Source organism: Parafannyhessea sp. LCP19S3_B1 (assembly GCF_052121955.1).
In the GTDB taxonomy this organism is placed as follows: Bacteria; Actinomycetota; Coriobacteriia; order Coriobacteriales; family Atopobiaceae; genus Parafannyhessea.
Genome location: NZ_JBQKDH010000010.1, coordinates 106,348 through 130,323 on the forward strand (window position 1 = coordinate 106,348; position 23,976 = coordinate 130,323).

Annotated in this window: 15 protein-coding genes, 1 tRNA gene and 1 pseudogene; 6 read left to right on the forward strand and 11 right to left on the reverse strand. The window is 65.8% G+C overall.

The genetic code is table 11. The annotated features are described in order from the left end of the window. Positions 1–55 precede the first annotated feature (55 nt). The 7 genes and pseudogenes from ACTQWE_RS07060 to ACTQWE_RS07090 all read right to left on the reverse strand — a co-directional run bounded on the left by ACTQWE_RS07060 (position 56) and on the right by ACTQWE_RS07090 (position 8,158). Positions 56–877, reverse strand: a complete 822-nt coding sequence (locus ACTQWE_RS07060; protein WP_441921458.1) for an ABC transporter ATP-binding protein — start codon at positions 875–877, stop codon at positions 56–58. After that, a complete protein-coding gene (locus ACTQWE_RS07065) occupies positions 878–2,932 on the reverse strand; it encodes a dipeptide/oligopeptide/nickel ABC transporter permease/ATP-binding protein (protein ID WP_441921460.1) in 2,055 nt (684 codons plus the stop codon). A 2-nt stretch (positions 2,933–2,934) separates the two neighbouring features. Further along, complete coding sequence (locus ACTQWE_RS07070; RefSeq protein WP_090861299.1) at positions 2,935–3,891, reverse strand: ABC transporter permease; 957 nt, start codon at positions 3,889–3,891, stop codon at positions 2,935–2,937. Between the two features lie 126 nt (positions 3,892–4,017). Beyond that, on the reverse strand, positions 4,018–5,613 hold the full coding sequence (locus ACTQWE_RS07075) for an ABC transporter substrate-binding protein (protein WP_441921462.1): 1,596 nt from the start codon (positions 5,611–5,613) through the stop codon (positions 4,018–4,020). 617 nt (positions 5,614–6,230) lie between these two features. Next, positions 6,231–6,689: a YhcH/YjgK/YiaL family protein gene (locus tag ACTQWE_RS07080; RefSeq protein WP_441921480.1), complete on the reverse strand. Its 459-nt coding sequence runs from the start codon at positions 6,687–6,689 to the stop codon at positions 6,231–6,233. 267 nt (positions 6,690–6,956) lie between these two features. After that, positions 6,957–7,544: pseudogene (locus tag ACTQWE_RS07085) on the reverse strand (CPBP family intramembrane glutamic endopeptidase); the annotation flags it as partial. A gap of 537 nt (positions 7,545–8,081) precedes the next feature. Further along, positions 8,082–8,158 (reverse strand) — tRNA-Met (locus tag ACTQWE_RS07090). Positions 8,159–8,465: 307 nt separating this feature from the next. On the opposite strand from ACTQWE_RS07090, the gene ACTQWE_RS07095 reads away from it, so the two are divergent. The 3 genes from ACTQWE_RS07095 to ACTQWE_RS07105 all read left to right on the forward strand — a co-directional run bounded on the left by ACTQWE_RS07095 (position 8,466) and on the right by ACTQWE_RS07105 (position 12,499). Further along, positions 8,466–9,566 carry an ABC transporter substrate-binding protein gene (locus ACTQWE_RS07095; RefSeq protein WP_441921464.1) on the forward strand — a complete coding sequence of 367 codons (1,101 nt, stop codon included), beginning with the start codon at positions 8,466–8,468 and terminating at the stop codon, positions 9,564–9,566. Positions 9,567–9,618: 52 nt separating this feature from the next. Beyond that, positions 9,619–11,766: a HelD family protein gene (locus ACTQWE_RS07100; RefSeq protein WP_441921466.1), complete on the forward strand. Its 2,148-nt coding sequence runs from the start codon at positions 9,619–9,621 to the stop codon at positions 11,764–11,766. Between the two features lie 100 nt (positions 11,767–11,866). After that, a complete protein-coding gene (locus ACTQWE_RS07105; protein ID WP_441921468.1) occupies positions 11,867–12,499 on the forward strand; it encodes a glycerol-3-phosphate acyltransferase in 633 nt (210 codons plus the stop codon). Here ACTQWE_RS07105 and ACTQWE_RS07110 read toward each other — a convergent pair. Both ACTQWE_RS07110 and pepT read right to left on the reverse strand, forming a co-directional pair. Continuing rightward, the gene (locus ACTQWE_RS07110; protein WP_441921470.1) at positions 12,496–13,059 is read right to left on the reverse strand and encodes a hypothetical protein; all 564 of its coding nucleotides are present in this window, start codon (positions 13,057–13,059) and stop codon (positions 12,496–12,498) included. The two genes, ACTQWE_RS07105 and ACTQWE_RS07110, sit on opposite strands and share 4 nt — an antisense overlap. Before the next feature lie 213 nt (positions 13,060–13,272). Continuing rightward, positions 13,273–14,532 carry a peptidase T gene (gene pepT, locus ACTQWE_RS07115; RefSeq protein WP_441921472.1) on the reverse strand — a complete coding sequence of 420 codons (1,260 nt, stop codon included), beginning with the start codon at positions 14,530–14,532 and terminating at the stop codon, positions 13,273–13,275. Positions 14,533–14,788: 256 nt separating this feature from the next. On the opposite strand from pepT, the gene ACTQWE_RS07120 reads away from it, so the two are divergent. After that, the gene (locus ACTQWE_RS07120) at positions 14,789–15,736 is read left to right on the forward strand and encodes a hypothetical protein (RefSeq protein WP_441921474.1); all 948 of its coding nucleotides are present in this window, start codon (positions 14,789–14,791) and stop codon (positions 15,734–15,736) included. A 237-nt stretch (positions 15,737–15,973) separates the two neighbouring features. Here the strand turns inward: ACTQWE_RS07120 and ACTQWE_RS07125 are convergent, their stop codons facing one another. Further along, positions 15,974–20,767: an acyl-CoA dehydratase activase-related protein gene (locus ACTQWE_RS07125; protein ID WP_441921476.1), complete on the reverse strand. Its 4,794-nt coding sequence runs from the start codon at positions 20,765–20,767 to the stop codon at positions 15,974–15,976. After that, the gene (locus ACTQWE_RS07130; protein WP_256324454.1) at positions 20,760–21,485 is read right to left on the reverse strand and encodes a TetR/AcrR family transcriptional regulator; all 726 of its coding nucleotides are present in this window, start codon (positions 21,483–21,485) and stop codon (positions 20,760–20,762) included. Before ACTQWE_RS07130 ends, ACTQWE_RS07125 begins: the two co-directional genes overlap by 8 nt. Positions 21,486–21,879: 394 nt before the next feature. Here ACTQWE_RS07130 and ACTQWE_RS07135 point away from each other — a divergent pair, with 394 nt between their 5' ends. Then, positions 21,880–22,779: an ABC transporter substrate-binding protein gene (locus ACTQWE_RS07135; RefSeq protein ID WP_441855213.1), complete on the forward strand. Its 900-nt coding sequence runs from the start codon at positions 21,880–21,882 to the stop codon at positions 22,777–22,779. A gap of 87 nt (positions 22,780–22,866) precedes the next feature. Continuing rightward, the gene (locus tag ACTQWE_RS07140; RefSeq protein WP_441855211.1) at positions 22,867–23,715 is read left to right on the forward strand and encodes an ABC transporter substrate-binding protein; all 849 of its coding nucleotides are present in this window, start codon (positions 22,867–22,869) and stop codon (positions 23,713–23,715) included. Positions 23,716–23,976: the final 261 nt, after the last annotated feature.

The following is a 23,976-nucleotide window of genomic DNA, read 5'->3' on the forward strand; positions in this document are numbered from 1 at the left end:
CGTGCCGGCGCGCGGGACCCTGTCGTCTGGGCCCCGCGCGCCAGGCACCTCCCCCCTATTGGCCGAGCTTCGGGTGCAGAAGCGACGGCGCCGCACCCAGGAGCGTCTTGGTGTAGGCGTCCTGCGGGTGCTCGAACACCTGCTTCGCAGGTCCCTGCTCCATGATCTGGCCGTGGTTCATCACGATGATGCGGTCGGAGATGTAGCGCACGGTCTGGATGTCGTGGCTGATGAAGATCATGGAGAGCCCCAGGTCGCGCTTGAGGTCCGTCAGCAGGTTCAGGATCTGCGCGCGGACGGACACGTCGAGCGCGGAGGTGGGCTCGTCCGCGATGATCGCGTCCGGCTTGAGCGACATGGCGCGCGCGATGGCGACGCGCTGGCGCTGGCCGCCGGACAGCTGCCCCGGCAGGGCGCGCAGGGCGCTCTTGGGAAGGCCGACGAGCTCGATGAGCTCGTTGATGCGCCGCTCCTGCTCCTGCTCGGTGCCGACCTTGTGCACGAGAAGCGGGTCGCGGAGCTGGTCGTGGACGACCATGCGGGGGTTGAGCGCGGTCGCGGGATCCTGGAACACGACCGAGACGACGCGGCCGATCTTCTTGCGCAGGTCGGCCGTGCGCTTCGTCACGTCCGTCCCCTTGAAGTACACGCGCCCGGACGTGGGCGACTGCAGGCCGCACATGACGTTTGCCGTGGTCGACTTTCCGCAGCCGGACTCGCCGACGATGCCCACGGTCTCACCGGGCATGAGCTTGATGGTCACGCCCTGGACGGCGTGCACGAGGTTGGGGTGCAGGATGGAGCCAGTGCGGGTCCTGAACGTCACAGAGATGTCGTCGAGGAAGATGATGGGCTCCTCTTTCGTGGCTTCGCTCACCTACCTCACCTCCTTTGCCGTTGCGATGCCGGCCCTCTGGAGGTACGGGAGAAGACCGTTCTTCTCGAGGTACTCGTCGGGCAGCTCGGAGTACTTGTGGTGCGCGCCTCCCGGCAGCGCCTTGATCACGGGGTGCACGTCGAGGCCGAGCGTGGGGTGGCTGGAGCGCGGCGCGAAGCGGTCGCCCTTCGGGAAGTCCTCGGGCGACGGCACGGAGCCGGGCACCTGGTGCAGGCGGGAGCCGTCCTTCGCCCCCTCCTCGATGGACAGGACCGAGCCCAGAAGGCCGCGCGTGTACTCGTGGATCGGGTTCGTGAGCAGCTCCTTCGTGGGGGCCTGCTCGATGATCTGGCCGGCGTACATGACCGTGATCTCGGAAGCGACCTCCGCCACGAGCGCGAGGTCGTGGGAGACGAAGATCATGGCGAAGCCGAGCTTTGCCTGGAGGTCGTTCAGGAGCTTGATGACCTGCTTCTGTACGGTCACGTCCAGCGCCGTCGTCGGCTCGTCGCAGATGACGAGGGACGGGTCGCGGGTGAGCGCCATGGCGATGAGCACGCGCTGGCGCTGGCCGCCGGAAAGCTCGTGCGGGTAGCTCTCGAGCGTGCGCTTGGGGTCGAGGCCGACGAGCTCGAGAAGCTCCTCGGCGCTGCGGGTGCCCCCGCGGCTCGTGAGCTGCTTCATCTGTGCGGAGATGAGCATGGACGGGTTGAGGGACGAGAGGGCGTCCTGGTAGACCATGGCCATCTCGGTGCCAAGGAGCTTGCGGTGCTCCTCGTCGCTGATCTTGAGAAGGTCCGTGCCCTTGTAGTCGATCTCTCCGGAGATCTTCGCCGTCTTGGGCAGGAGGTTCATGATCGACTTGGTGGTGATGGACTTGCCGCAGCCGGACTCGCCCACGAGGGCCATGCACTGGCCGGGACGGACGTCGAACGAGACGTGGTCCACGACGTTGACGTCGCCGTGCGAGGGGAAGCTGATGCAGAGGTTCCTGACCGAGAGGATGGGCTTGACGGTGAGGTCCGGGACGTGGCGGTCCGTGCGCGCGAGCTCAACCTTCCTGAGGGCGCCGAGCCTGCGCTCGAGGGACGCGGCCTGCTCCTTGTAGGCGCGGACGGGGTCGGAGGCGAGGATGTCGTCCGCACGACGGCTCTCGCTGTTCTCGGCGTCGACCGATGCGGCGGGTGCCGCCGCCATGGCGTCCGTGATGCCCTCGGAGAGGATGTTCAGCGCAAGGCACGTGACCATGATCGCGATGCCCGGGAACAGCGCCTGCCACCAACGTCCGGACAGCACGCCCGCACGGGCGTCGGCCAGGATGTTGCCCCAGGTCGGCGTCGGCTCCGCGATGCCCGCGGACAGGAAGGTGAGCGACGCCTCGAAGATGATGGCGTCGGCGACGAGCGTGACGGTGAACACGAGGATCGGCGCGGCGCAGTTGCGCAGGACGTGCCTCACGAGGATCCACGGGGCGCGGGCGCCCGAGACGATGACCGCGCGCACGTAGTCCTCGCCGTATTCGCTCATGATGTTCGCGCGGACGAGGCGCGCGATCTGCGGCATGTACATGAAGCCGATCGAGAAGATGATCGCCGGCACGGACTTGCCGAGGATGGTGACGAGGACGGCGGCGAGGGCGATGCCGGGGACGGACATGATGATGTCGAGGATGCGCATGATGACCTCGGACACCCACTTGCGCGAGACGGCCGCGACGGCGCCGATGATGGAACCGGTCACGAGCGCAAACAGCGTGGCGCCGAAGCCGATGACGAGCGAGATGCGGCCGCCGTACAGCATGCGGGACAGGATGTCGCGGCCCTTGTCGTCGGTACCGAAGATGTGCGCGCCCGTCGGGGCCTGGCGCGCGATGTCGATTGCGTAGGGGTCGAACGGTGCGATGACGGACGCCAGGATCGAGAGGATCACGACGACCGCGAGGATGCCGAGCGCGATCTTCGAGCTGGTGCGCATGCTGCCGAGACCCTTGAGGCCGGGCTTCTTGGCAGACAGCGCCTCGAGCTCCTCGGCTCCTTCCTTTCTTCTTGTCAGCATGGCTACACGCTCCTGATCCTCGGGTTGATAAGCAGGTACAGCATGTCAACCACGATGTTGATGACGATGAAGGCAAGTGCGACGACGATGACGACGCCCATGATGAGGTTCGGCTCGTTGCCCGAGACGCCGTCCTGGATGCACATGCCCATGCCGGGGAGGTTGAAGATGACCTCGATGACGACCGCGCCGCCCATGAGGTAGCCGATCTTCATGCCGAGGGTCGTCACGGGCGTGATGAGCGCGTTGCGAAGGACGTTCTTCGCGATGACGACCTTCTCGGGGATGCCCGCGCCGCGCGCGGTGGTGACGTAGTCGCGGTCGAGCTCCTCGACCATGGCGGTGCGCACGATGCGGGTCATCTGTCCCGTGAGGGGCACCGCAAGCGAGATCGCCGGCATGATCATGCGCGCCATGTACGCGCCGAAGTTCTTGCCGGGATCGGGAAGCATGCCGGACGCGGGCAGCAGGTGAAGGTTCGACGAGAACAGAAGTATCAGGAGCACCGCCAGCCAGAACGACGGTGTCGCCAGCCCGGCAATGGAGAGGAGCCTGATCAGCTGGTCAGGCCACTTGTCCCTGTAAAGCGCGGCGATGACGCCGAGAAGGAACGAGACGAGCGCGCCGATGAGCAGGCCTATGAAGGTGAGCTGCATCGTGACGGGGAGCGCCTTGGAGATGCGCGTCGCGACGGAGCTGCGGCGGGCGCTGTAGGTGCCGAGGTCCCCGTGGAGGAGGTTGCCCATGTAGCGGACGTAGCGGACGGGCCACGGATCGTCCAGTCCGTACTCCTTGTGGTACTCGGCAACCTGCTCCGGCGTCGCGCTCTCGCCCAGCGCCTTGTAGGCGGGGTCGATCGTCGAGAACGACATCAGGAAGAAGACCAGGAAAGTGACGCCGATTGCCATGATGGGCAACGCGATGAGTCGTCTTCCGATGAGCCGCAAAAGATTATTCATTCGTACTCTCCCCTCTCATGCGACTTGAGTCCTGTTCAAAAAATCAGACGTAGGGACCTGAGCGAAGGTCTCAATCTCAGGTCCCTACGTCTTCAGTCGCGCCCTATCGGCACGGCATCTGCGTCCCTACTTGGAGACGGTGCGCACATCGGTGAGATCGACGCCGGTGGTTCCGATGCCCTTGAAGCCCTTGACGGCGTAGCCATCGCTCGTGGCGTTGGTGGACCAGGACGCCGTCGGCGTGATGACCTGGAGCACCGGGTAGAGGACGACGTTCTCCGCCAGGATGTCGAAGCACTTGTTCCAGGTCTTCTGCTGCTCGGAGCCGGACTGGCCAAGCGCCTCGTTCATGAGCTTGTTGAGCTCCTTCCACTCCGCGCTCTCGTTCCAGTGGCAGCGCGTCTTCATCCAGACGTTGTCACCGAACCACCAGTTGAGGAGCAGGTCGGTGTCGCCGCCGAAGCAGGAGGGATCGCCGGGGGCGATGAGGATGTCCCACGAGGAGTCCATCTGGTCGATGGCGGCATAGGTCGCGGGGGACTGGTCGCTCTTCAGCTCGACGTCGAAGCCAAGCTTCTTCAGGTCCTGCTGGGCCTGGGTGCCCATTGCGACAACCTGGGCGTTGTCGGTGGTGCGCAGGACGATCTTGCCCGGGGTGATGCCGGACTCCTTGATGAGCTCCTTCGCCTTGTCGAGGTCGTACTTGTAGGTGACGGAGGCCTTGTGATAGGAGGAGAAGCTCTTGGGCAGGTAGGAGGTGGGGATGTTCGCAAGGCCGGAGAACGCGTTCTCGATCATCTTCTTGGTGTCGAGCGCATACATGATGGCCTGGCGTACCTTGACGTCCTTCCAGGGGTCCTTGTCGAGGTCGAACATGATGAAGCGGGTGCCGAAGCCCTCGACCTTGTCGATCTTGCAGCCGTCGGACTTGAGCTGGTCGATGGACTCGGGCGGGACGGACTCGGAGATGAGGGTGGAGCCCTCCTCCTGCGCGGTCACGCGCGCGGTGGCGTCCACGAGGGAGTCGATCTGGAGCTTCTTGTCCTTCGCGGGGTGAGACCCGTTGTACTTCTTGTTGGGAACGAGGTGGGCGGACGTGTCGGAGAGCTCCTTGTACATCCAGGGGCCGGTTCCCACGGGCTTGGCGGAAGCCTCGTCGGTCGTGATGTCCTTCGGCTGGATCTTGATGATGGCCAGGCGCTCCTTGAGCAGCGAGAAGTTCGGGATGGACACCTTGACGGTCACGGTCGTGTCGTCCTTCTTCTCGATGGACTCGAACATGGACAGGAACGAGACGTACATGCCGCCCTCGGCAGAGGACTTCTTGAAGGACTCGACCACGTCGTCGGCCGTGACGGCGGTGCCGTCGGAGAACTTGGCGCCCTTGCGGAGCTTCACCTCGTAGGTCTTGTCGTCGACCTTCACGGGGTCCTTGTCAGCCAGGCCATACGTGGCGCTGTAGTCGTGGAGGTCGATGTTGTACAGGCCCTCCATGACGTTGCTGTTGGCGCTCAGGCAGAAGGCGGAGGAGCAGTTGGCGGGGTCGTAGGAAGAGGGGGCATATGCGGAACCGACGCTCAGGGTGGCTCCACCCTCCTTGCCGGATCCGGAGGCACTTCCGGAGTCATCGCTGCCAGACCCACCGCAGCCCGCGAGCGTCGCCATCATCGCGGCACTTGCACTCACACCAAGGAACGAACGACGCGAAAGGTACTTCTCCATTACTCTCTCCTCACCTACGTTTTCCAGCTGCCTCACCTTGTGACACAAAATTGCAAACTAACTCGAACAACCACTCTGGTGACCGACGGATGCCCGGCGCCCAAGGCGCGACTCGTCTTGTCTATCACGCACGCTAGACCATGGGCACAGCCGACCTCAATTCTGTTTCGGCCAGTGCTATGGCTTGCGGGCATAGGCGGTCTCGTTTTTCTCGTTACTTGCAATTCATGAGTGAATGCACTAGAATCAAAGGTTTTTACAAATACGCTATTCTGCCCAAAATATGGCCAAGTGGTTTATTTGTGATTTGTAAACTAATTCTAAACACCCACGTAATCGTGCATTTACTGGTACTTACCTTTAATACCAGCAGCCAGTTTGTGACCAGTTAAAAACCAGCTGTCTCGACGCAGGGGCACACCAGCGCAAAATGTTTTTAAATATTGGATGACCACGAATTGATATACATTAGAAACACTGCGCACACCAGCATGGCGGATGGGCAAGGCGGGTCTGCACCACCCCGTTGCAAACGATGGCGGCACACAGCTCCCCTTGGCGTACACCAGGGCATTCTTATTTAGTTATTTATGTCTATTCGTCCGGATTGGCTACGACTACCCAACCGCGACCTTCAGGCAGATCTTCTTGAGCGGCGCCGGCTTTCCCACCGCGCATCCGGGCTTGTGCGCATCCTCGGGAGGCGTGACGCAGAACTCGCCGGGGCGAAGGACGACCCATGAGGCGCGGTCCGACTCGCCATACAGGCAAAAGTCGTTCTCGTCGTCAAACTCCTGCAGCGGCTCAAGCTCCGCCACGGGCGCCACGCCGATCTTCTCCTCCCCGCTTATGAGGAAGTGGATGTCATAGTACCTGCGATGGGCCTCGTAGTGCTTCTGGGATGCGGGGACGGTCTCGAACTCGAACACGTTCGCGAACACGTCGTCGCCGTCGATGTCGTGGCGGCCGGGCGTGAGCGCCTCCAGGTCCTGCGACGCGATCCAGTCGAACGCCTTGCGAAACCTCGCACCGGTAAGGTCGTTCGTGTCCAGATGGTCAAGCGTCGCTGCAATCATGGCTCCCCTTCCGCATTCCTTCCGCATTTCATCGATTGGCGTCGATACTAAACGCGTCAGGCGGGAGGGACGCCGACTCATAGGCGGGCGGAAGCGGTTTGCAAGCCCGGCGGCACGGGCGGTCCCTAGCGCGACGTCGAGCTCTTTACAAGCAGCCATACCGCCAGCAACACGGTTGGCATGCACCCAAGGAGCCCCAGGGGCGTTGGCCCGCAGATGCCATACCCGGCGGCTGAACCACAAGCCCAGGCCGGAAACGGCGTTGAGTGACCCGTGCGCGAGCGCGCAAGGCCACGCGCTCCCCGACCGTTCGCGCAGGTAGCACAGAAACACCCCGAACGCCATGCAGAACACCGTCATGGCGACTATCCCCAGTGCAGGAAACCCCAGGTAGTCACTACCGTAGTTGTACCCCATGGCAATAAGGGGCGCATGCCACACACCCCAGGCAACCCCAGAGAGCACGGCTGCACGCATCCTGGGCATCCGCTCGCCCAGCGCGGGATAGAGAAACCCGCGCCAACCCGCCTCCTCGCCGATCGCAAGGAGCATGTTGAAAAACGGCGCGAGGACAGCGGAGAAGAGCACCTGGACCGCCATCACCTCGGGCACTCGGGCGGCATCGACGCCCAGCTGAGCTGCCGCAGCGGCGGCATAGCGCGTGGCGAGGGGATCGAAGTCCCCAGGGGCCACGAGGAAGTAGACGGCAGCGCCCGCGAGGGCGAGTACGGGCGGGACGAGAAGCGCCAGGAGGTACCACCGGACGCCCCCCTTAAGGCAAGGCCGCCAGCCAGTGGGGACGCGTACTTCTCGCACCCTTCTGACTACGGCGGCGGCAACCAGGGGGCCATACATCGAGGCGGCAAGCAGAGGGCCCCAGATGCCGCTGGTCTCGTCGATGACCCAGCCCGAGTGCGCGCCCGCAACAAGCCAACACGCCCAGTCCAGTGCAAAGGCGATCACAAGGAAGAGGGCTACGGCCCCCCTTGTGGTCCAAGCATTCCTAGCCGCATTCCCATCAGACGTGAGCGCACCCCCAGGCTCCGATTGCGCATGCCGCCCACCAGGGTGGCATCAGAATCAAAGATGACTAGGCTTTGCCTTCGATTCTTGCAAAACAGTCTCCATGTCTCAAGACGCAATGGCCATCTAGCGATTTTATAAGAGGATTGCCTTGGTGGCCTCGGCGTCGACTTCCGCAAGACGCCCAATGAGACCCGCGTTACCCAAGCATCCGCGGGATTTCGGCGATGCGATCGAGCCTGGCGACGGAGGGCTTGTCAAGCCCCGCAGCCTCCCACTTGCAGATGGGATAGTCATGTTGTCCAACATAGGATGGACCCACAAACGAAAAGCCCCGACCAGCAACTCTGCTGATCGGGACATCAATTTTGGTCGCGGGGGCTGGATTTGAACCAACGACCTCCGGGTTATGAGCCCGGCGAGCTACCAGACTGCTCCACCCCGCAATGTCTGGGCGCAACCTGTGCGCAAGAAATAAATATAGGGACCCATACCCCTTCTGTCAAAGGAAACCTTTCAATTGTGAAGACTCCTCCACAATTGCGATGCACAGCGTGGGTGATGGCCCGGGAGACTCACGGAAGACGCGGCGCCGCGACGTTTGGCGCGGGCGGGGCGGCCGCGTCCAATCGGTGCGAGCGCCATGTGCCGCCGCGTGCGATAATGGGCGAGAAAAACAGCGCCCTCCCCCGCCGGGAGGCACATGGGTTCGGCGTCCGGGCACACCAGGTGCCGCGGGTATGGAGGTCTTGCATGACGGATGGCACGAGGCGGATGGCACCAGGGAGCGTGACGCGGCGCGAGGCCGTGGCACTTCTCGGCGGAGTCGCGCTTGGCGCGGCAACGCTGGGGCTCTGCGGCTGTGGAAGTGACGCTGGCGCGGACGCCAAGGCGGCGGACGCCTCGAAGGCGGACGCGCGCCGGCGGCGCGGCGACTTTCGCATTGGCGTGCTTGAGATCGCGGACCACGCGGCGCTCCGGCGCACGCGCAGGGGCTTTGCCCAGGCGCTGGACGCGGCCTGCGTGAGGTATCACCTGGACGTGCAGGTTGCGGAAAACGACTTCCTTGCGTGCCAGGGCATGGCCGCGGGGTTCTCCGGCGGCGAGCACGACCTGATCCTGGGCCTGGGCACGCCGGCGGCACAGGCGGCCGTGGGCGCAACCTCCAACGTGCCCATCGTGGCGGCCGCCGTGACGGACCTGGCCGCGGCCGGGCTTCTGGACGATGCCAAGAGCCCCGGCGGCAACGTGACGGGCGCTGCGGACCTGACGCCGGTGGAGCGGCAGTTTGACCTGCTGCGTCAGCTGGTGCCCAGTGCCGGGCGCGTGGGGATCCTGTACTGCTCGCAGGAGAGCAACTCGGAGGTGCAGGCGTCCATGGCGGAGGACGCCGCCACGGTCCGCGGGCTTGCGACCACGCGATACCGCGTGGCGGGCGCAGGCGAGCTCGAGACGGCCGTGCGCTCCATGGCCGGCAAGGTGGACGCGTGCTACGTCCCGACGGACAACACCGTGGCCGCGTCCATGGGCAGGGTGGCCGCGCAGGCAAGGGCCGCCAGGCTGCCGCTTGTGTGCGGCGAGGCCGGCATGGTGGAGGCCGGCGGCCTTGCGACCGTGGGCATCGACTACCTAGAGCTGGGCAAGGCCGCGGGCAACATGGCGGCGCGCGTGCTTGCGCGCCTGCAGCGCGAGGCGCGGCGCCGCAAGCGGGACGCCGCGACGCCCCAGCCCACCGCAGACATGGCGGTGTGGAGCCCGGACGGCGCGCCAAGCGTCCTGGTGAACCAGGAGACGGCCCGCGCGCTGGGAATCGACGCGTCCGCGCTGGACACGGCGTCGCTAGAGCGCGCGTAGGCGCACAAGACCGACGGCGCGCACAGGGGCGCGCCCAAGAGCAGGGAGCACGATGGAAGACAAGATCTTCTCGCAAGAGCAGGAGCACCTGACGCAGATATACGCGCAGCTGGAAGAGATGCGCGACATCCTGACGGAAGAGATCGAGGTCAAGCACAAGCAGGCCGCGAAGGACCTGAAGGACCTCTCGGACGAGGTGCGCATCGACTTTGGCGGCGCGGACGAGACCATGGAGACGCTCGCCGCGATCGAGACGCTGAACTCCGTGATCGACACGTACAACCAGCAGCACGACTTCACGGTCGAGAAGCTGGGCCGCTGCATCATGCTGCTGGGGCAGCCGTACTTTGCGAAGGTGCGCCTGCAGATGCGCCCCGGCCGGCCCGCGCGCGACGTGTACATTGGAACGGCCGGCATGACGGACAAGAGGCGCATGCCGCTCATCGTGGACTGGCGCAACCCCGTGGCCGAGACGTACTACAACCAGGAGATGGGCCCCACCTCGTATACGGTGGACGGCCGCGTGCGCACGGTGAACCTCGAGCTGCGTCGGCAGTTTGACATCACGCGCGACCGCCTGAACGCGTACTTCGACACGACGGTCGCAATCGAGGACTCGCTGCTCCTGGGCGCGCTCAGGCGCCACCACTCGCAGAAGCTGCAGGCCATCACGGCGACCATCCAGCGCGAGCAGAACCGCGTGGTGCGCCACGACGACGTGCCGGTGCTCCTGGTGGACGGCATCGCCGGATCGGGCAAGACGTCCGTGCTGCTGCAGCGCATCGCGTTTTTGTTCTATCGCGAGCGCCAGACGCTGCGGCCGGACCAGGTGTACCTCTTCACGCCAAACAACGTGTTCGAGAAGTACATAGACACCGTGCTCCCCACCCTGGGCGAGTCCAATCCGCAGACGTTCACCTGGCGCGACTTCCTGGCGCGGCGGGGCCTGGCCGACCGCGCGACCGGCGCGGACGACAGCCCGGAGTCACTTGCGCGCCTGGAGCGCGGACTTGAGGGCGCGACGCTTGACGAGGCGGACCTGCGCGACGTGCGCGTGGGCGACACCGTGCTGCTGCGCGCGGGATCGGTGGCGAGCGCGGTGCGCAAGTTCGAGCGCTTTGGCCTGGGGCCGCGCATGGTGGCCCTGGTGAAGGACGAGCTGCACGACCGGCTTGACCGCCGCATCGCGAGCATGGCCCACGACGAGGAGCTGCAGGAGCAGATGCTCGCCATGGACGTGGACGAGCAGGTGGAGGCGTTTGGCGAGGTCATCGCGCCCGCAAACGACGACGAGGTCCTGGCGTACGCCAAGCGCCTGCTGGCGGGCCGCTTTGCCGCGGCGCACGACGACATAGAGAACCTTGCGTGGCTGCGCCTGGACCGCCTGGGCTGCCGCATGCTGGGCAAGACCAACATGAGCGCGGCGGAGTGGCTGTTCCTGCGGATGCTGGTGACCGGCCACGGCGCGGACGATGCGCGCTACGTGATGATCGACGAGGTGCAGGACTACACGCAGACGCAGCTCATGGTGCTTGCGCGCTACTTTGGCCGCGCGCACTTCCTGCTGCTGGGCGATCGCAACCAGGCCATCCACGAGGGCACGGCCACGTTTGAGCAGATCCGGCAGATCTTCGAGTCAACCCACGGCAGCGTGGAGGAGTGCCAGCTGCTGACGAGCTACCGCTCCAGCCCAGAGATCACGCGCCTGTTTGCGAGCCTGATGGACGCGGACGAGCGCGTGCAGCTCACCTCCGTGCAGCGCGAGGGCGTGGCGCCCGGCTTCACGCAGGTGACAGACGGCCAGCAGGACCCGGACGCGTACCTGGACGCCCTGGCGCAGATCGTGAACGCCGCCGCCGCGGAGGAGGGCCTTGCGGCCGTGGTGGCTGCGGACCGGCGCCGCGTAGCATGGCTTTCCAAGCGCCTGGGCGAGAAGTGCCCGGCCCTGGTGACGATGAGGGGCACAGAGGAGCTGCCGAAGGACGGCGTGGTGCTGATGGACCTGGCGCTTGCGAAGGGCCTGGAGTTTGACCACGTGATCGTGCCGGACGCCCAGGCGGACGTGTACCCCGACACGCCGCTTGCCCGCCGCCGCCTGTACACGGCGGTCTCGCGCGCGATGCACCGCGTGGACCTGGTGTCGCAGGGCACGCTGTCGCCACTTCTGGCAGAGGCCGCCCGCCAGGCGGACGCGGGCTAGGCCGCCCGGGCCGCACGGGCGCGCCGCACCGACCGGGCCACGCGGACGCCCGGCCGCAAGGCCGCGCAACACCGTCACCCAACGTAAGGAGTAGGGCACCATGGACCAGTTCTTCTCGCTCTTGATTGGCTATGCGTTTGGCTGCTTCCTGACGGCGGACGTGGTGTGCCGGCGCCTGGCCAAGAAGTCCGTGTTCCAAGTGGGCGTGGGCAACCCCGGCATGGCGAACGTGGGCCACGAGCTTGGCACGAGGGCCGCAGCGCTCGTGCTGGCCGGGGACATCGCCAAGACGCTCGCCGCGTGGCTGGTGGCCCGGGCGCTCTTTCCCGCAGACGCGGCCGTGTGCGGCCTTGCCGCCACCACCGGTGCCACCCTCGGGCACAACTTTCCCGCGTGGCACCGCTTCCGCGGCGGAAAGGGCGTGACCACCACGTGCGCGGGCATCATTCTGGCCGCGCCGGCACTGGGGATCGCCTCGGCCGTGGCGGGCCTCGTGGTGGTGCTGGCCAGCGGCTACCTGTGCGTGGGCGCCGAGGCCATCACGCTCGCGTTCCTGCTGGCGTGCTGCGTGGCGTATGGCCCCGCCAGCGCGTACGCCGCGTATGCGCTGGTGCTGGCCGCTCTCATGCTGTGGGCGCACTGGAGCGCGCTTACGGCCGTTGCCCACGGCACCCAGCCGCGCGCGAGCATATCAGTCAGGTTCTGGAAGAAGCTGCGCCGCGGGCGCCGCTAGCGGCCGGCGTCAGGCCGGTCCGCCCCGGGCGAGGCGGCCAGCACGTCGAAGCGGTTGACGCCCATGAGGATCTGCTGCACGTCGAGCGTGCCCCAGATGGTGGATCCGCGCTTCTGGCCGCGCACGTAGACGCGCACGTTCTGGCGGCTGCCGATGATGGAGCGCGTCCACTCCATGCGCTCGATGTCACGGTAGCGTATGGTGCGCTTGCGGCCCACGAACGGCGTGATCACCATGTAGTCGCGATACGTGACCACGCTGTAGTGGCGCATCACGTACCACAGGCAGAACGTGGTCGCCACGAACGAGAGGAAGAACGAGAGCACCACCAGCGGGTTGGCCGTGAACGCGCCGAGCGAGCACAGCCACGTGAGCGCCGCGCCCAGCACCGCCATGAACAGCATCACGACGGACAGCGTCCGCGTCAGCATGACGGGGACCACGTACGTGTCGTGGTGGCGGTGGTGCCGCTCCGCCATGCCGGTATCGGCCACGCGCTGGTACACCAGGGCGACTATGGGCAGCGCGACCATCACAAGGCACAGGGTCAGCCAGCTCATGCGGCCTCGCCCCCCGCACCCCGGCGGCGCACCCGCCATCGTATGCCCTTCATTCCCATTGCGCTTCCTCTTGTTCCGTATATCGACCCCCTACAAGGATAGACGCACCACGTCGGCCCGCGCGCCACGCTCTGGCATGCGGGCCGCATGGCATCGCCTGCGGCACGGGCGCCGCCCCAGCGGCACAAACGGCGCCGCGGACGGCATCGCGCGCTACGCCTGGGGCACGGCGAACTTCGCCACAAGGTGCTCAAGCAGGTCCACCGTCAGCTCCAGGCTGCGCACGGGCACGAACTCGCGCACGGAGTGGCAAGAGTAGCCACCCGTCGCGATGTTGGGGCACGGCAGCCCGCGGAAGCTGAGCTCCGCACCGTCGGTTCCGCCGCGCACCGCGACCACCTTGGGGTCGAGCCCCACCTCGTGGTTCGCCTGAAGCGCGTGGTCAATCAGGAACGGGCAGTCGCCAAAGCGCTCCGCCATGTTGCGGTACTGCTGGCGAATCTCCACGGTGACGGTGCCCTCGCCGTAGCGGCCGTTCAAGAACGACGCGATGTCACGCAGCACCTGCTGCCTGCGCGCGAAGGAGTCCGCGTCGAAGTCGCGGATGATGTAGCCCAGCTCCACCTCGCTCGCGGTGCCCCGCACGTCGATCGGGTGATAGAAGCCCTCGCGGCCCTCCGTGTGCTCCGGGCGCTCCGCCGCGGGCACCATCTGCTGAAACTCGCTCGCCACGGTGATGGCGTTCACCATGATGTCCTTCGCGCTGCCCGGGTGCACCATCACGCCGCGCACGCGCACGGTGGCCTCCGCCGCGCTGAAGCACTCGTAGTTGAACTCGCCCAGCGCCTCGCCGTCCACGGTGTAGCACCACTTCGCGCCAAAGCGCTCCAGGTCAAGCAGGCGCGCGCCGTGGCCGATCTCCTCGTCCGGCACGAACGCGACCTTCAGCGTGGGGTGCGGCAGCTCCGGGTGGGCCGCAAGGCGCGCCACCAGCGCGCAGATCTCCGCGACGCCGGCCTTGTCGTCCGCCGAGAGGAGCGTGCTTCCGTCGCTCACGACGATGTCCTGGCCCACGAAGCCCGCCAGGTCCGGGACCTGGGCCGTCGTGGTGACGACGGGCTTGCCGTCCACGACGCCGTGCACCAGGTCGCCGCCCTCGTAGTGCACCACGTGCGGCCTCACGCCTGACGCGGGCGCATCGAACGAGGTGTCTATGTGGGCGCACAGCCCCAGCGCGGGCAGGTCCTCGGCGCCGGCGGAGGCCGGCAGGCTCGCGGTCACGTACGCGTGCTCGTCCACGCGCACGTCCTCGCAGCCCAGGGCGGAAAGCTCTTCTCCCAAAAGCCTTGCCATGTCGTGCTGCGCGGGGGTCGAGGGCGTCTCGGCCTCGTTGTCGGGGTTGGACTGCGAGTCCACCTGCACGTAGCGCATGAAGCGCTCGAGCACGTCGGACTGCTTGGGCTGGTATGCCATGGGGTCTCCTCTGGTTGTGCCGGCGGCGCGGCCGCGAGTCGCGGGGGCGCGGGCGCCGGGCAGCGTTGCGTGTTGACCCTTGTATGGTACCCCCACGCGGCGCGCATCATTCCCGCCCATCCGTGGCCACGCACCCCCAAAGTGCTACGCTTAGGGACCGTGCGCAGGTCACGGGCCCCGTCGGCCGCCGCACGCACCGCAAACGCACGTGCCCGCCGCCACGCGGGCGCACGACACCCGCAAGGAGACCGCCCACATGTCACTTCGCCGACGCTGGCTGCCCATCCTGCTCGCAGGCGCATTCGTGGTGGCGATGGTCGCCGCCGCGGGCGCGCTCCGATGCCCGGAGGTCCTCTTCCCCGAGACCGCCGCCATCCTCTGCGGCGCGTGGATCCAGCCGCGCCAGGCCTGGAACGTCGACCGCCCCCGCATGCTCGCGCTCATGTGCGCCGGCGCCGTGTTCGGCACGGCCGTGAACCTGCTCCTGCCGTGGCCGCTGTGGCTGCGCGCGCCCCTTGGCTTCCTGTTCTGCGCGACCCTCATGAACGTGGTCGGCGCGGACATGACGCCCGTGCTCTCCGCGGCGATCCTGCCCATGGTCCTTGGCACAAGGGAGTGGGCGTACCCCATCGCGGTCGCGGTTCTCGTGAGCCTGGTCTGCGCGGGCCAGGTGGCCCTCGAGCGCCTTGGCCTGCGCGAGAAGATCGACTTCCATCCCTTCCGCCTCCCCATGCGCCAGACCCTCCTTGGCTGGGGACGCCGCTTCCTGGTGTTCTGCATCCTGGCGTGCCCGGCCTTCGCCACCGGCAACGCGTTCCTGGCCGTGCCGCCGCTCCTGGTGGCGTACACTGAGCTCACGCGCCCCGACATGACGCTGCGCCTTCGCCCGCGCCGCACGTGGTGCACGCTCGCGCTCGCGGCCGCCATCGGCTGCGTCGCCAGAAACGCCGTCGAGGCGCTCGCCGTCCCCGCCTGGGTCGCGGCGGCCCTTGCGTACGCGGCGCTCGTCCTTGTGTGGGACCGCATGCGCGTGTGGATGCCGCCCGCGGGCGCGCTCGTCCTGCTGGCACTTCTGGCCCCGTGGCCGGGACCGTGGCTGTACTTCGTGGAGGCCGCGGTCGGCGCGGCCGTGTGGGTGGCCAGCGCCGTCTGGCTCTTCCCCGGCATCCGCCCCGGACGGGACGGCGCCCCGGCGGAGGACTGAGCGCCCGGTCCCCGCGCGTGCGCCCCGCGCGCGCATCATCCCCCGCACCACAGAGCCCTCCTCAAGCGACGTCGCTTGAGGAGGGCTCACTTTACGCACGTTCTTGCGTATCCGCAGGTAGACATAGCCAAATGGCAAAGAATGGAAAATCTCAGACGGCGTCGCTTGAGGCGCGGGCGACGCCGTCTGAGGAACTCTCGAGGAGCTCGCGGCGCCACCCGGCGCTACCTGGCGTCGCTACCTCACGCCGGCGCGGCGCTTCGCGTCCTCGATCGCGTCCAACTGCTCGCGGGTAAGGTGGATGCGTCCCTCTCCCCTGCCCACGGTGACGCCGCCGTCCTCGTCCACCATCGTGCCATAGGCCGCGTAGCCGCCGCTCACGGGAGCACCCTCGTTCACGATGTGGTCCTCCAGCTCGCCCTTGCGGCGCAGGCGGCCGTACTCCTCGAAGTTCGGGATCACGCGCTTCGTCGGGTCGTCCTCGTTCGTCAGCGTGAACTTTGCGTTAGGATCGCCGGCGGCCTGGGCCTGCTTGAAGTTCTCCTTCGCCACGCTGATCATCAGCTTGATGCGGTTAAGCTGGTTCACCTCGGACGCACCGGGGTCGTAGTCGACCGCCACGATGTTGCTCTCGTGGTGCATCTGGCGCAGGCGCTTGATGACGGACTTGCCCACCACGTGGTTCGGCAGGCACGCAAACGGCGAGCACACGATGATGTTCGGCGTGCCGCTCTCGATGAGGTCGCACATCTCGGCGGTCAAGAGCCAGCCCTCGCCCATCGTGTTGCACAGCGACAGGACCTCGGACGCCTTCGCCGCAAGCTCGAAGATGCCGCCGTACGGCTCGAAGCGCTCGGACGCCTCCAGCATCTTGTTAATGGGCTTGCGCATGCCCTCCAAGAAGTCGATGGCACCCTTGTGCGTCACGCGGCTCACGGCCTTCGTGCCAAGCTCGCGGTTCATGTTCACCTGATTCGAGACGCCAAACAGGAAGAAGTCCACAAGACCGGGCACGTCCGCCTCGCAACCCTCGTTCTCGATGACCTTCACCACCTGGTTGTTCGCCGTCGGGTGGAACTTCACCAGAATCTCGCCCACCACGCCCACGCGCGGCTTGCTGCGGTCGTTCACCAAAGGCAGCCGGTCGAACGAGCGGATGGTGTCCTCGCAGAGGCGATAGAACTCGCGACGACCCATGCCGCCGATCTCGGCCTTCACGCGACTCATGAAGAACTCGTACTCGCGGTCCGCCGCGCCCTTCTCCGCCTCGTACGGTCGGGTGCGATACAGGCACTTCATCAGAAGGTCCCCGTAGAGAAGGGCGTACACCGCGCGCTTCAGCAGCCCCGGCTTCAGGATGTTCCATCCCGGGTTGTCCTCGTCGAGTCCGCCCGCGACGGAAAGCGAGATGACGGGGATGTCCGCATGCCCGGAGTCCTTCAGCGCCTTGCGGATGAGCGCGATGTAGTTGGTGGCACGGCAGCCGCCGCCGGTCTGGCTAATGAGCACCGCCGTGCGGCTCAGGTCGTACTTGCCAGAGAGCACGGCCTCCATGATCTGGCCCGTCACCAGGATGGACGGGTAGCAGATGTCGTTGTTCACATACTTAAGGCCCGTGTCGACGGCCTTGTGGTCGACGGACGGCAGCAGCACCAGGTTGTAGCCGGCGGAGCGAAGCAGCTGCTCCACGATCTCGAAGTGGATGGGGCTCATCTGCGGCGCGAGGATGGTGTAGCCCTCGGCCTGCATCTCCTTGGTGTAGCGCACCTTCTTGAACGCGGCGCTCTGGGCCTTGCGGTACACGGGCGTGCGACGGCTCAGGTCCGTCTGGCGCGCCTGCTCAAGCGAGCCGTCCGCCATGTGGACGCCCACCGGGGCCTCCTCGACGGCCGTGCCGGCAGCGGTCTTGCGCTCCAGCTCTGCGCGCTCCTCCTTCAGCGCCGCCATGAGCGAGCGCACGCGGATGCGCGCGGCGCCCAGGTTGGACACCTCGTCGATCTTGAGCACGGTGTAGATCTTGCCCGAGGCCTCCAGGATCTCCTGCACCTCGTCGGTCGTGAGGGCGTCCAGTCCGCAGCCAAAGCTCTGCAGCTGGATCATGTCAAGGTCGTTGCGCGTCGCCACAAAGCGCGCGGCGCGGTACAGGCGGCTGTGGTACATCCACTGGTCGACCACGCGGATGGGCCGCTCGGGCGACATCTTGTGCGCCACGGAGTCCTCCGTCAGCACCGCGAAGCCAAAGCCGTGCAGCATCTCGGGGATGGCGTGGTTGATTTCGCCGTCGTTGTGGTACGGGCGGCCCGCCAGCACGATGCCATGCGCGTCGTTGTCCTCGATCCACTTCAGGGTCTCGTCGCCCTTGCGGTGCATCGCGTCCTTGAACGCGAGGTCCTCCTCCCAGGCGGCGTTCACGGCGGCGTCCACCTCGGCGCGCGTCAGGTCCGGGCCCCTGAAGCGGCCCTTGCCCGCCTCGGCGTCCTCCTTGCGCTCCACCTGCAGGATCTCGTACAGCCTGCGCTTCAGCTCGCTCTTGTCGTCGTACGGGATGAACGGGTCCAGGTACTCCACGCCGGGCGCGGAAAGCTCGTCCACGTTCAGCCCCAGCGCCTGCGGGTAGCTCATCACGATCGGGCAGTTGTAGTGGTTCGTTGCGGTGTCGTCCTCCTGGCGCTCCCAGCGAATGCACGGCATCCAGATGAAGTCGGGGTCCTTCTCAAGAAGGTTCATGATGTGGCCGTGGGAAAGCTTCGCCGGGTAGCACACGGACTCGGACGGCATGGACTCCGTGCCGGCCTCGTAGGTCTTGCGGGTGGTCTTGTCGCTCAGCACCACGCTGAAGCCCAGCTTGGTGAAGAACGTGTGCCAGAACGGGTAGTTCTCGTACATGTTCAGCGCGCGCGGGATGCCCACGGTGCCGCGCGGGGCCTCATCGGCCGGCAGGCTCTCGCGGTCAAACAGCAGGCGGTTCTTGAACTCGAAGAGGTTCGGGGCCTTGGACTGCTCGCTCCTGGGCTTGCCGGAGCCCTTCTCGCAGCGGTTGCCCGTGATGAAGCGGCGGCCGTTGCCAAAGCTGTTGATGGTCAGCAGGCAGTTGTTGGAGCAGCGCCCGCAGTGCGCGTTCGTGTGCTTCACCTTCAGGTTGTCGATCTCCTCGCGAGAAAGCAGCCCAGAGGTCCCCGCCGCACCGGCGCGGTCGCGGGCGAGAAGGGCAGCTCCGTACGCGCCCATCGTTCCGGCGATGTCGGGCCTAATCACCTCGCGGCCCGTGAGCAGCTCGAACGCGCGCAGCGTCGCGTCGCTCATGAACGTGCCGCCCTGCACCACCACGTACTTGCCGATCTCGTCGTAGTCGCGCAGCTTGATGACCTTGAAGAGCGCGTTCTTGATGACGGAGTAGGAAAGGCCGGCCGCGACGTCGCCTATGGTCGCGCCCTCCTTCTGCGCCTGCTTCACGCGCGAGTTCATGAACACGGTACAGCGGCTGCCCAGGTCAACGGGGTGCTCGCCCTTCACGGCAGCGGCGGCAAACTCCTGCACGGTCATGCCCATGGAGTCCGCGAAGTTCGCGATGAAGCTACCGCAGCCAGAGGAGCACGCCTCGTTCAGGCTGATGTGCTCGATGATGCCGCCGCGAACCTGCAGGCACTTCATGTCCTGGCCGCCAATGTCCAGGATGAAGTTGACGTCGGGCACAAACGCCTTCGCGCCGCGCAGGTGCGCCACGGTCTCGATCTCGCCGGAGTCGGCGCCCAGCGCCTCGATCAGGATACCCTCGCCGTAGCCCGTCGTCGTCACGTGGCCAACCACGCAATCGTCGTTCAGGTGGTCGTAGATGTCATCCATGATCTTGCGGGCCGTGCCCAGCACGTCGCCGTTGTTGTTGTCGTACCACGTGTACAGCAGCTCGCCGTCCTCGCCCACCACGGCGGCCTTCATCGTGGTGGAGCCCGCGTCCAGGCCAATGAACACGCGGCCGTGGTAGTCCTTCAGGCTGCCCTTCTGCACCACCTGCTGGTCGTGGCGCTCTTTGAACTCGCGGTAGTCGTCCTCGGTCGCAAACAGCGGGTCCAGGCGCGCAACCTCGGTGCCCTGCGTGTCGCCCAGGTTCTCCAGGTCGCTTATGACCTTCTCGAACGTGACGTACTTGTCGCTCTCGCCGGCCAGCGCCGCGCCCGTCGCCACGAAGAGGTGGGCGTTTTTCGGCACGATGCGGTGCTCCTCGTCCAGCTTCAGCGTCTTATAGAAGCGCTTGCGCAGCTCGGAGAGGTACTGCAAAGGTCCGCCGAGAAACGCCACATACCCACGTATGGGGTGTCCGCACGCCAGGCCGGAAACGGTCTGGTTCGCGACGGCCTGGAAGATGGAGGCCGCTACGTCCTCGCGTGCGGCGCCCTCGTTCAGGAGCGGCTGCACGTCGGACTTCGCGAACACGCCGCAGCGGCTCGCGATGGGGTAAATGTGCGTCGCACCCTTCGCCAGCTCGTTCAGCCCCGTGGCGTCCGTCTCCATGAGGGACGCCATCTGGTCGATGAACGCGCCAGTGCCGCCGGCACATGTGCCGTTCATGCGCTGCTCGATGCCGTTGTCGAAGTAGATGATCTTCGCGTCCTCGCCACCAAGCTCGATGGCGCAGTCCGTCTGCGGAATCAGCGCCTCGACGGCGTGCTTCGACGCGATGACCTCCTGCACAAACTCCACGCCCAGCCACTGCGCCAGCAGCATGCCGCCGGAACCCGTGATGGAAACGCGCATCGGCACGTTGCCCAGAGCGCGCTCCGCCTTCTGGAACACCTGCTTCGCCGTCGCCTTCACGTCGGTGTGGTGGCGCTCGTAGTTCGCGTAGATCAGGTTGTCGTTGTCGTCGATCACGGCGAGCTTCACCGTGGTCGAGCCCACGTCGATGCCCAGGCGCAGGTGCGCGTGCGAGAGGTCGATGGGGTTCTTCGGGCTCAGCTCGGCGTCTACCTGCTTCAGCTCCACGGCCTGCCTGGACTCCGCCTGGCGGGCGTTCGAATCTGCGGTGTTAGTCATCGTTTTTCTCCTTAAGGTTCAACAGGCCAAGGCCGATGGCGAACTTCGGAACGTCAAAGTCGATGGGACGGCCGTACAGGTCGCCGGGTCGCACGAACATGAGCGCCGTCATCAGGCGCGCCATCACGCCCACGCTCTCGCGCATGCCGCCGGTGAGCCATTCCACAAGAACGCCCACCTCGGCGCTGACCGCGAAGGTCAGGTAGTAGTCGAAGAACGACCCCATGGCGCGGGCGTCCAGGCCGTCCAGCGCGCGGTCCGTCACGACGCTGCGCACCATGTCCTTGATGCGCTGCGCAAACGCCGGGTCGCCGCCCTTGCCCAGAAGCGCCCCCAGGTACAGGCCTCGGTCCTTGAAGTACTGCAGCAGCTCGACGGAACCGGGGCACGGCTCCATGTCCGCGATGGCGCGCTCCAGCTGCTCCAGGTCCACGGAAGAGATGGCGCCCACCAGCTCGCGAAGGTCGGCGATCGTCTCTTCCTCGGTCTGGTTCACCAGGTCCTGGATGTCGCCAAAGTGAGAGTAGAACGTCCGCCTCGTCACGTCCGCCCGCTCGGTCACGGCGGTCACGGTCACCTGCGACAGGTCGCCCGTCGCCTGGATCTCCGCCGCAAGCGCGTCGCGCAGCGCCCGGCGCGTCCGCGCGGACCTGCGGTCTACCGTGGCTGAGGGCGTCCTCCTACCCGTCGCGGCACCGTGCATGATGGTCTTGCCCATGTGCCTCACATTCTTGCTCAACGTGCGCAATATTTCACAGCTTGTGTAGTATTGCACAATCTGAGAAGAACAGCTTCCCTCCCTGCATCAATCACGCAACTGGCACAGTTCGCCGACCGCGTCGTCCCGGCCGCCCTGTCGCCCTCCCACGTAAAGGGCGAATAACGTATTCGTTGCCTATGCATGCACGATTATGAAATCTCATGGCAATAGTTGCTCGTATTTGTGAAATTCAGAGCACTTTAAATAACCGTCCTGTTACGAATGCCCCAATCTCCAAATCGCGTGATTCGCAAACGTCGATACTGCCAACCAACGCACGGAGCAACCCCCGGGCGCTACCAGCGTGGCAACAAAGACGATCGCCGCGCAAGTAAATAGGGACGGAGCAATCATGCAGAACAAGATCCAGAACGTCGCAGAAACCGCAACCAGCCACGGTATGTCCAGGCGCCAGTTCGTCAACCTCTGTGGACTCGGGATCGCCGGCATGGGCACCGTCAGCCTGCTCGCGGGCTGTGGCGGCAGCTCCAAGTCCGGATCTGACTCCTCCGGCTCCGCGTCGAGCGCGTCCTCCAAGGGCACCAAGGAGTACATCCTCGTCAAGAAGGGCACCCTCATCGGCGTGTCGGACATGTCCTATCCCCCGCTTGAGTCCATCTCCGACGGCGGCACCAAGCCAGAGGGCTTCGAGATCGACATGATGGACGCCATCGCCAAGAAGCTCGGCCTCACCATGGAGTGGCTGCCCGCCACCAAGTTCGACACCATCATCCCCCTCATCAAGCAGGGCGGAAAGGCCGACGTCGGCGTCTCCGCGTTCACCATCACGGACGAGCGCAAGAAGGAGATCGACTTCACCAAGCCGTACCTCAACTCCAACCAGGGCCTCGTCAACCGCAAGGCGGACGGCAAGGTGAGCGAGGACGCCCTCAACTCCAAGGACAAGCAGGTCGCAGTCCAGTCCGGCACCACCGGCGAGTCATGGGTGAAGGAGAACCTCCCCAAGGCCACCTGCGTCCCCCTGGACGATGCCATCCAGGCCATGACCGGCGTCCAGTCCGGCCTGTACAACGCCGCCGTGCTCGACCTTCCCGTCGCGTCGTACCTGTGCACCAAGTCCTACACTGACCTCCAGGTCGATCTCCAGATCGCCACGGGCGAGCAGTACGGCATCGTCGTCAGCAAGCAGAACGTCAAGCTGCGCAAGGACCTCAACGCCGCCATCAAGGCACTCAAGGACGACGGCACCATGTCCACACTCCAGAAGAAGTGGTTCGGCACCACACTGTAGCCACCCCTCCAACGCATCGAGCTCTTAGTCGCTCCCAGGCGCGCAGGCCGCGCCAAGGACCGTCTTACCTGCAGAAAGGAAATGAACATGAAGTTCAACGCCATGTCTCGTCGCGACTTCGTCCAGCTCTGCGGTCTCAGCGCCGCGGGCATCGCCCTCTCCGGCTCGCTCGCCGCCTGCGGCTCCAGCTCCTCCGGCACCGCCTCGTCCGCAAAGTCCGGCTCCAGCTACACCCTCGTCAAGTCCGGCAAGCTCACCATGATCTCCAACTTCTACTTCCCGCCCTTCGTCTCCATGAACGAGAAGACCGGCGGCTTCGAGGGCTTCGACGTGGACGTCTACAAGGCGGTCTGCAAGAAGCTCAAGCTCACGCCGCGGATTCTCCCCTCGGTCCAGTTCGACACCATCGTCCCCACCATCAAGCAGGGCGGCAAGGCCGACGTCTCCATCGGCGCCATCACCATCACGGACGACCGCAAAAAGGAGATCGACTTCACCAACCCATACCTTGATTCCAACCAGTCCATCGTCGTGAAGAAGGGCTCCGCGGCCACCACGCAGGACCAGCTCAACGCCAAGGGCATGCAGATCGCGGTCCAGTCCGGCACCACCGGCGAGTCCTGGGCGCAAGAGAACCTGCCCAAGGCCACCATCGTCCCCCTGGACGACATCATCCAGGCCATGACCGGCGTCCAGACGGGCCTGTACAACGCGTGCGTCGCCGACCTCCCCGTCACCAGCTACGAGATCAAGCAGGCCTACAGCGACCTCCAGATTCCCGAGGGTGGCGAGATCCCGACCGGCGAGCAGTACGGCATCGTCGTCAGCAAGAAGAACCCCGGCCTCACCAAGGCCATCAACAAGGCCCTGAAGGAGCTCAAGAGCGACGGCACCATGGACTCGCTCGAGAAGAAGTGGTTCGGCACGACCATCTAACGATCCATCTACCTGCGCGGATGCAACACTGTCACTCGCTCGACCGCGATTCGTTCCATGTGTTAGGCTATTGAATCCGTGACACCAACGCACCATAACGCAGCCGAGAAGAACGCACCCTCCCACTCCAACGCACTCCGTGCAAGAAGGGGGGGCGCCTCCCCACGCTGGGGGGGCCCAAGCGTTGCTTATTTGCTCCCCCCCACCCGCGCCCTATGCAAATAGGGCTCCGCATCGGGCGGGCCAGCCCGCCCCAACAGT

What these genes read in the sequence shown, in the direction of transcription:
- ACTQWE_RS07105 (WP_441921468.1), top strand. Translation starts at nt 11,867, where the DNA reads ATGGACCAGTTCTTCTCGCTCTTGATTGGCTATGCGTTTGGCTGCTTC.
- ACTQWE_RS07120 (WP_441921474.1), top strand. Translation starts at nt 14,789, where the DNA reads ATGTCACTTCGCCGACGCTGGCTGCCCATCCTGCTCGCAGGCGCATTC.
- ACTQWE_RS07080 (WP_441921480.1), bottom strand. Translation starts at nt 6,689, where the DNA reads ATGATTGCAGCGACGCTTGACCATCTGGACACGAACGACCTTACCGGT.
- ACTQWE_RS07065 (WP_441921460.1), bottom strand. Translation starts at nt 2,932, where the DNA reads ATGCTGACAAGAAGAAAGGAAGGAGCCGAGGAGCTCGAGGCGCTGTCT.
- ACTQWE_RS07135 (WP_441855213.1), top strand. Translation starts at nt 21,880, where the DNA reads ATGCAGAACAAGATCCAGAACGTCGCAGAAACCGCAACCAGCCACGGT.
- ACTQWE_RS07130 (WP_256324454.1), bottom strand. Translation starts at nt 21,485, where the DNA reads ATGGGCAAGACCATCATGCACGGTGCCGCGACGGGTAGGAGGACGCCC.
- ACTQWE_RS07110 (WP_441921470.1), bottom strand. Translation starts at nt 13,059, where the DNA reads ATGAGCTGGCTGACCCTGTGCCTTGTGATGGTCGCGCTGCCCATAGTC.
- ACTQWE_RS07140 (WP_441855211.1), top strand. Translation starts at nt 22,867, where the DNA reads ATGAAGTTCAACGCCATGTCTCGTCGCGACTTCGTCCAGCTCTGCGGT.
- ACTQWE_RS07070 (WP_090861299.1), bottom strand. Translation starts at nt 3,891, where the DNA reads ATGAATAATCTTTTGCGGCTCATCGGAAGACGACTCATCGCGTTGCCC.
- ACTQWE_RS07100 (WP_441921466.1), top strand. Translation starts at nt 9,619, where the DNA reads ATGGAAGACAAGATCTTCTCGCAAGAGCAGGAGCACCTGACGCAGATA.
- pepT (WP_441921472.1), bottom strand. Translation starts at nt 14,532, where the DNA reads ATGGCATACCAGCCCAAGCAGTCCGACGTGCTCGAGCGCTTCATGCGC.
- ACTQWE_RS07125 (WP_441921476.1), bottom strand. Translation starts at nt 20,767, where the DNA reads ATGACTAACACCGCAGATTCGAACGCCCGCCAGGCGGAGTCCAGGCAG.
- ACTQWE_RS07075 (WP_441921462.1), bottom strand. Translation starts at nt 5,613, where the DNA reads ATGGAGAAGTACCTTTCGCGTCGTTCGTTCCTTGGTGTGAGTGCAAGT.
- ACTQWE_RS07095 (WP_441921464.1), top strand. Translation starts at nt 8,466, where the DNA reads ATGACGGATGGCACGAGGCGGATGGCACCAGGGAGCGTGACGCGGCGC.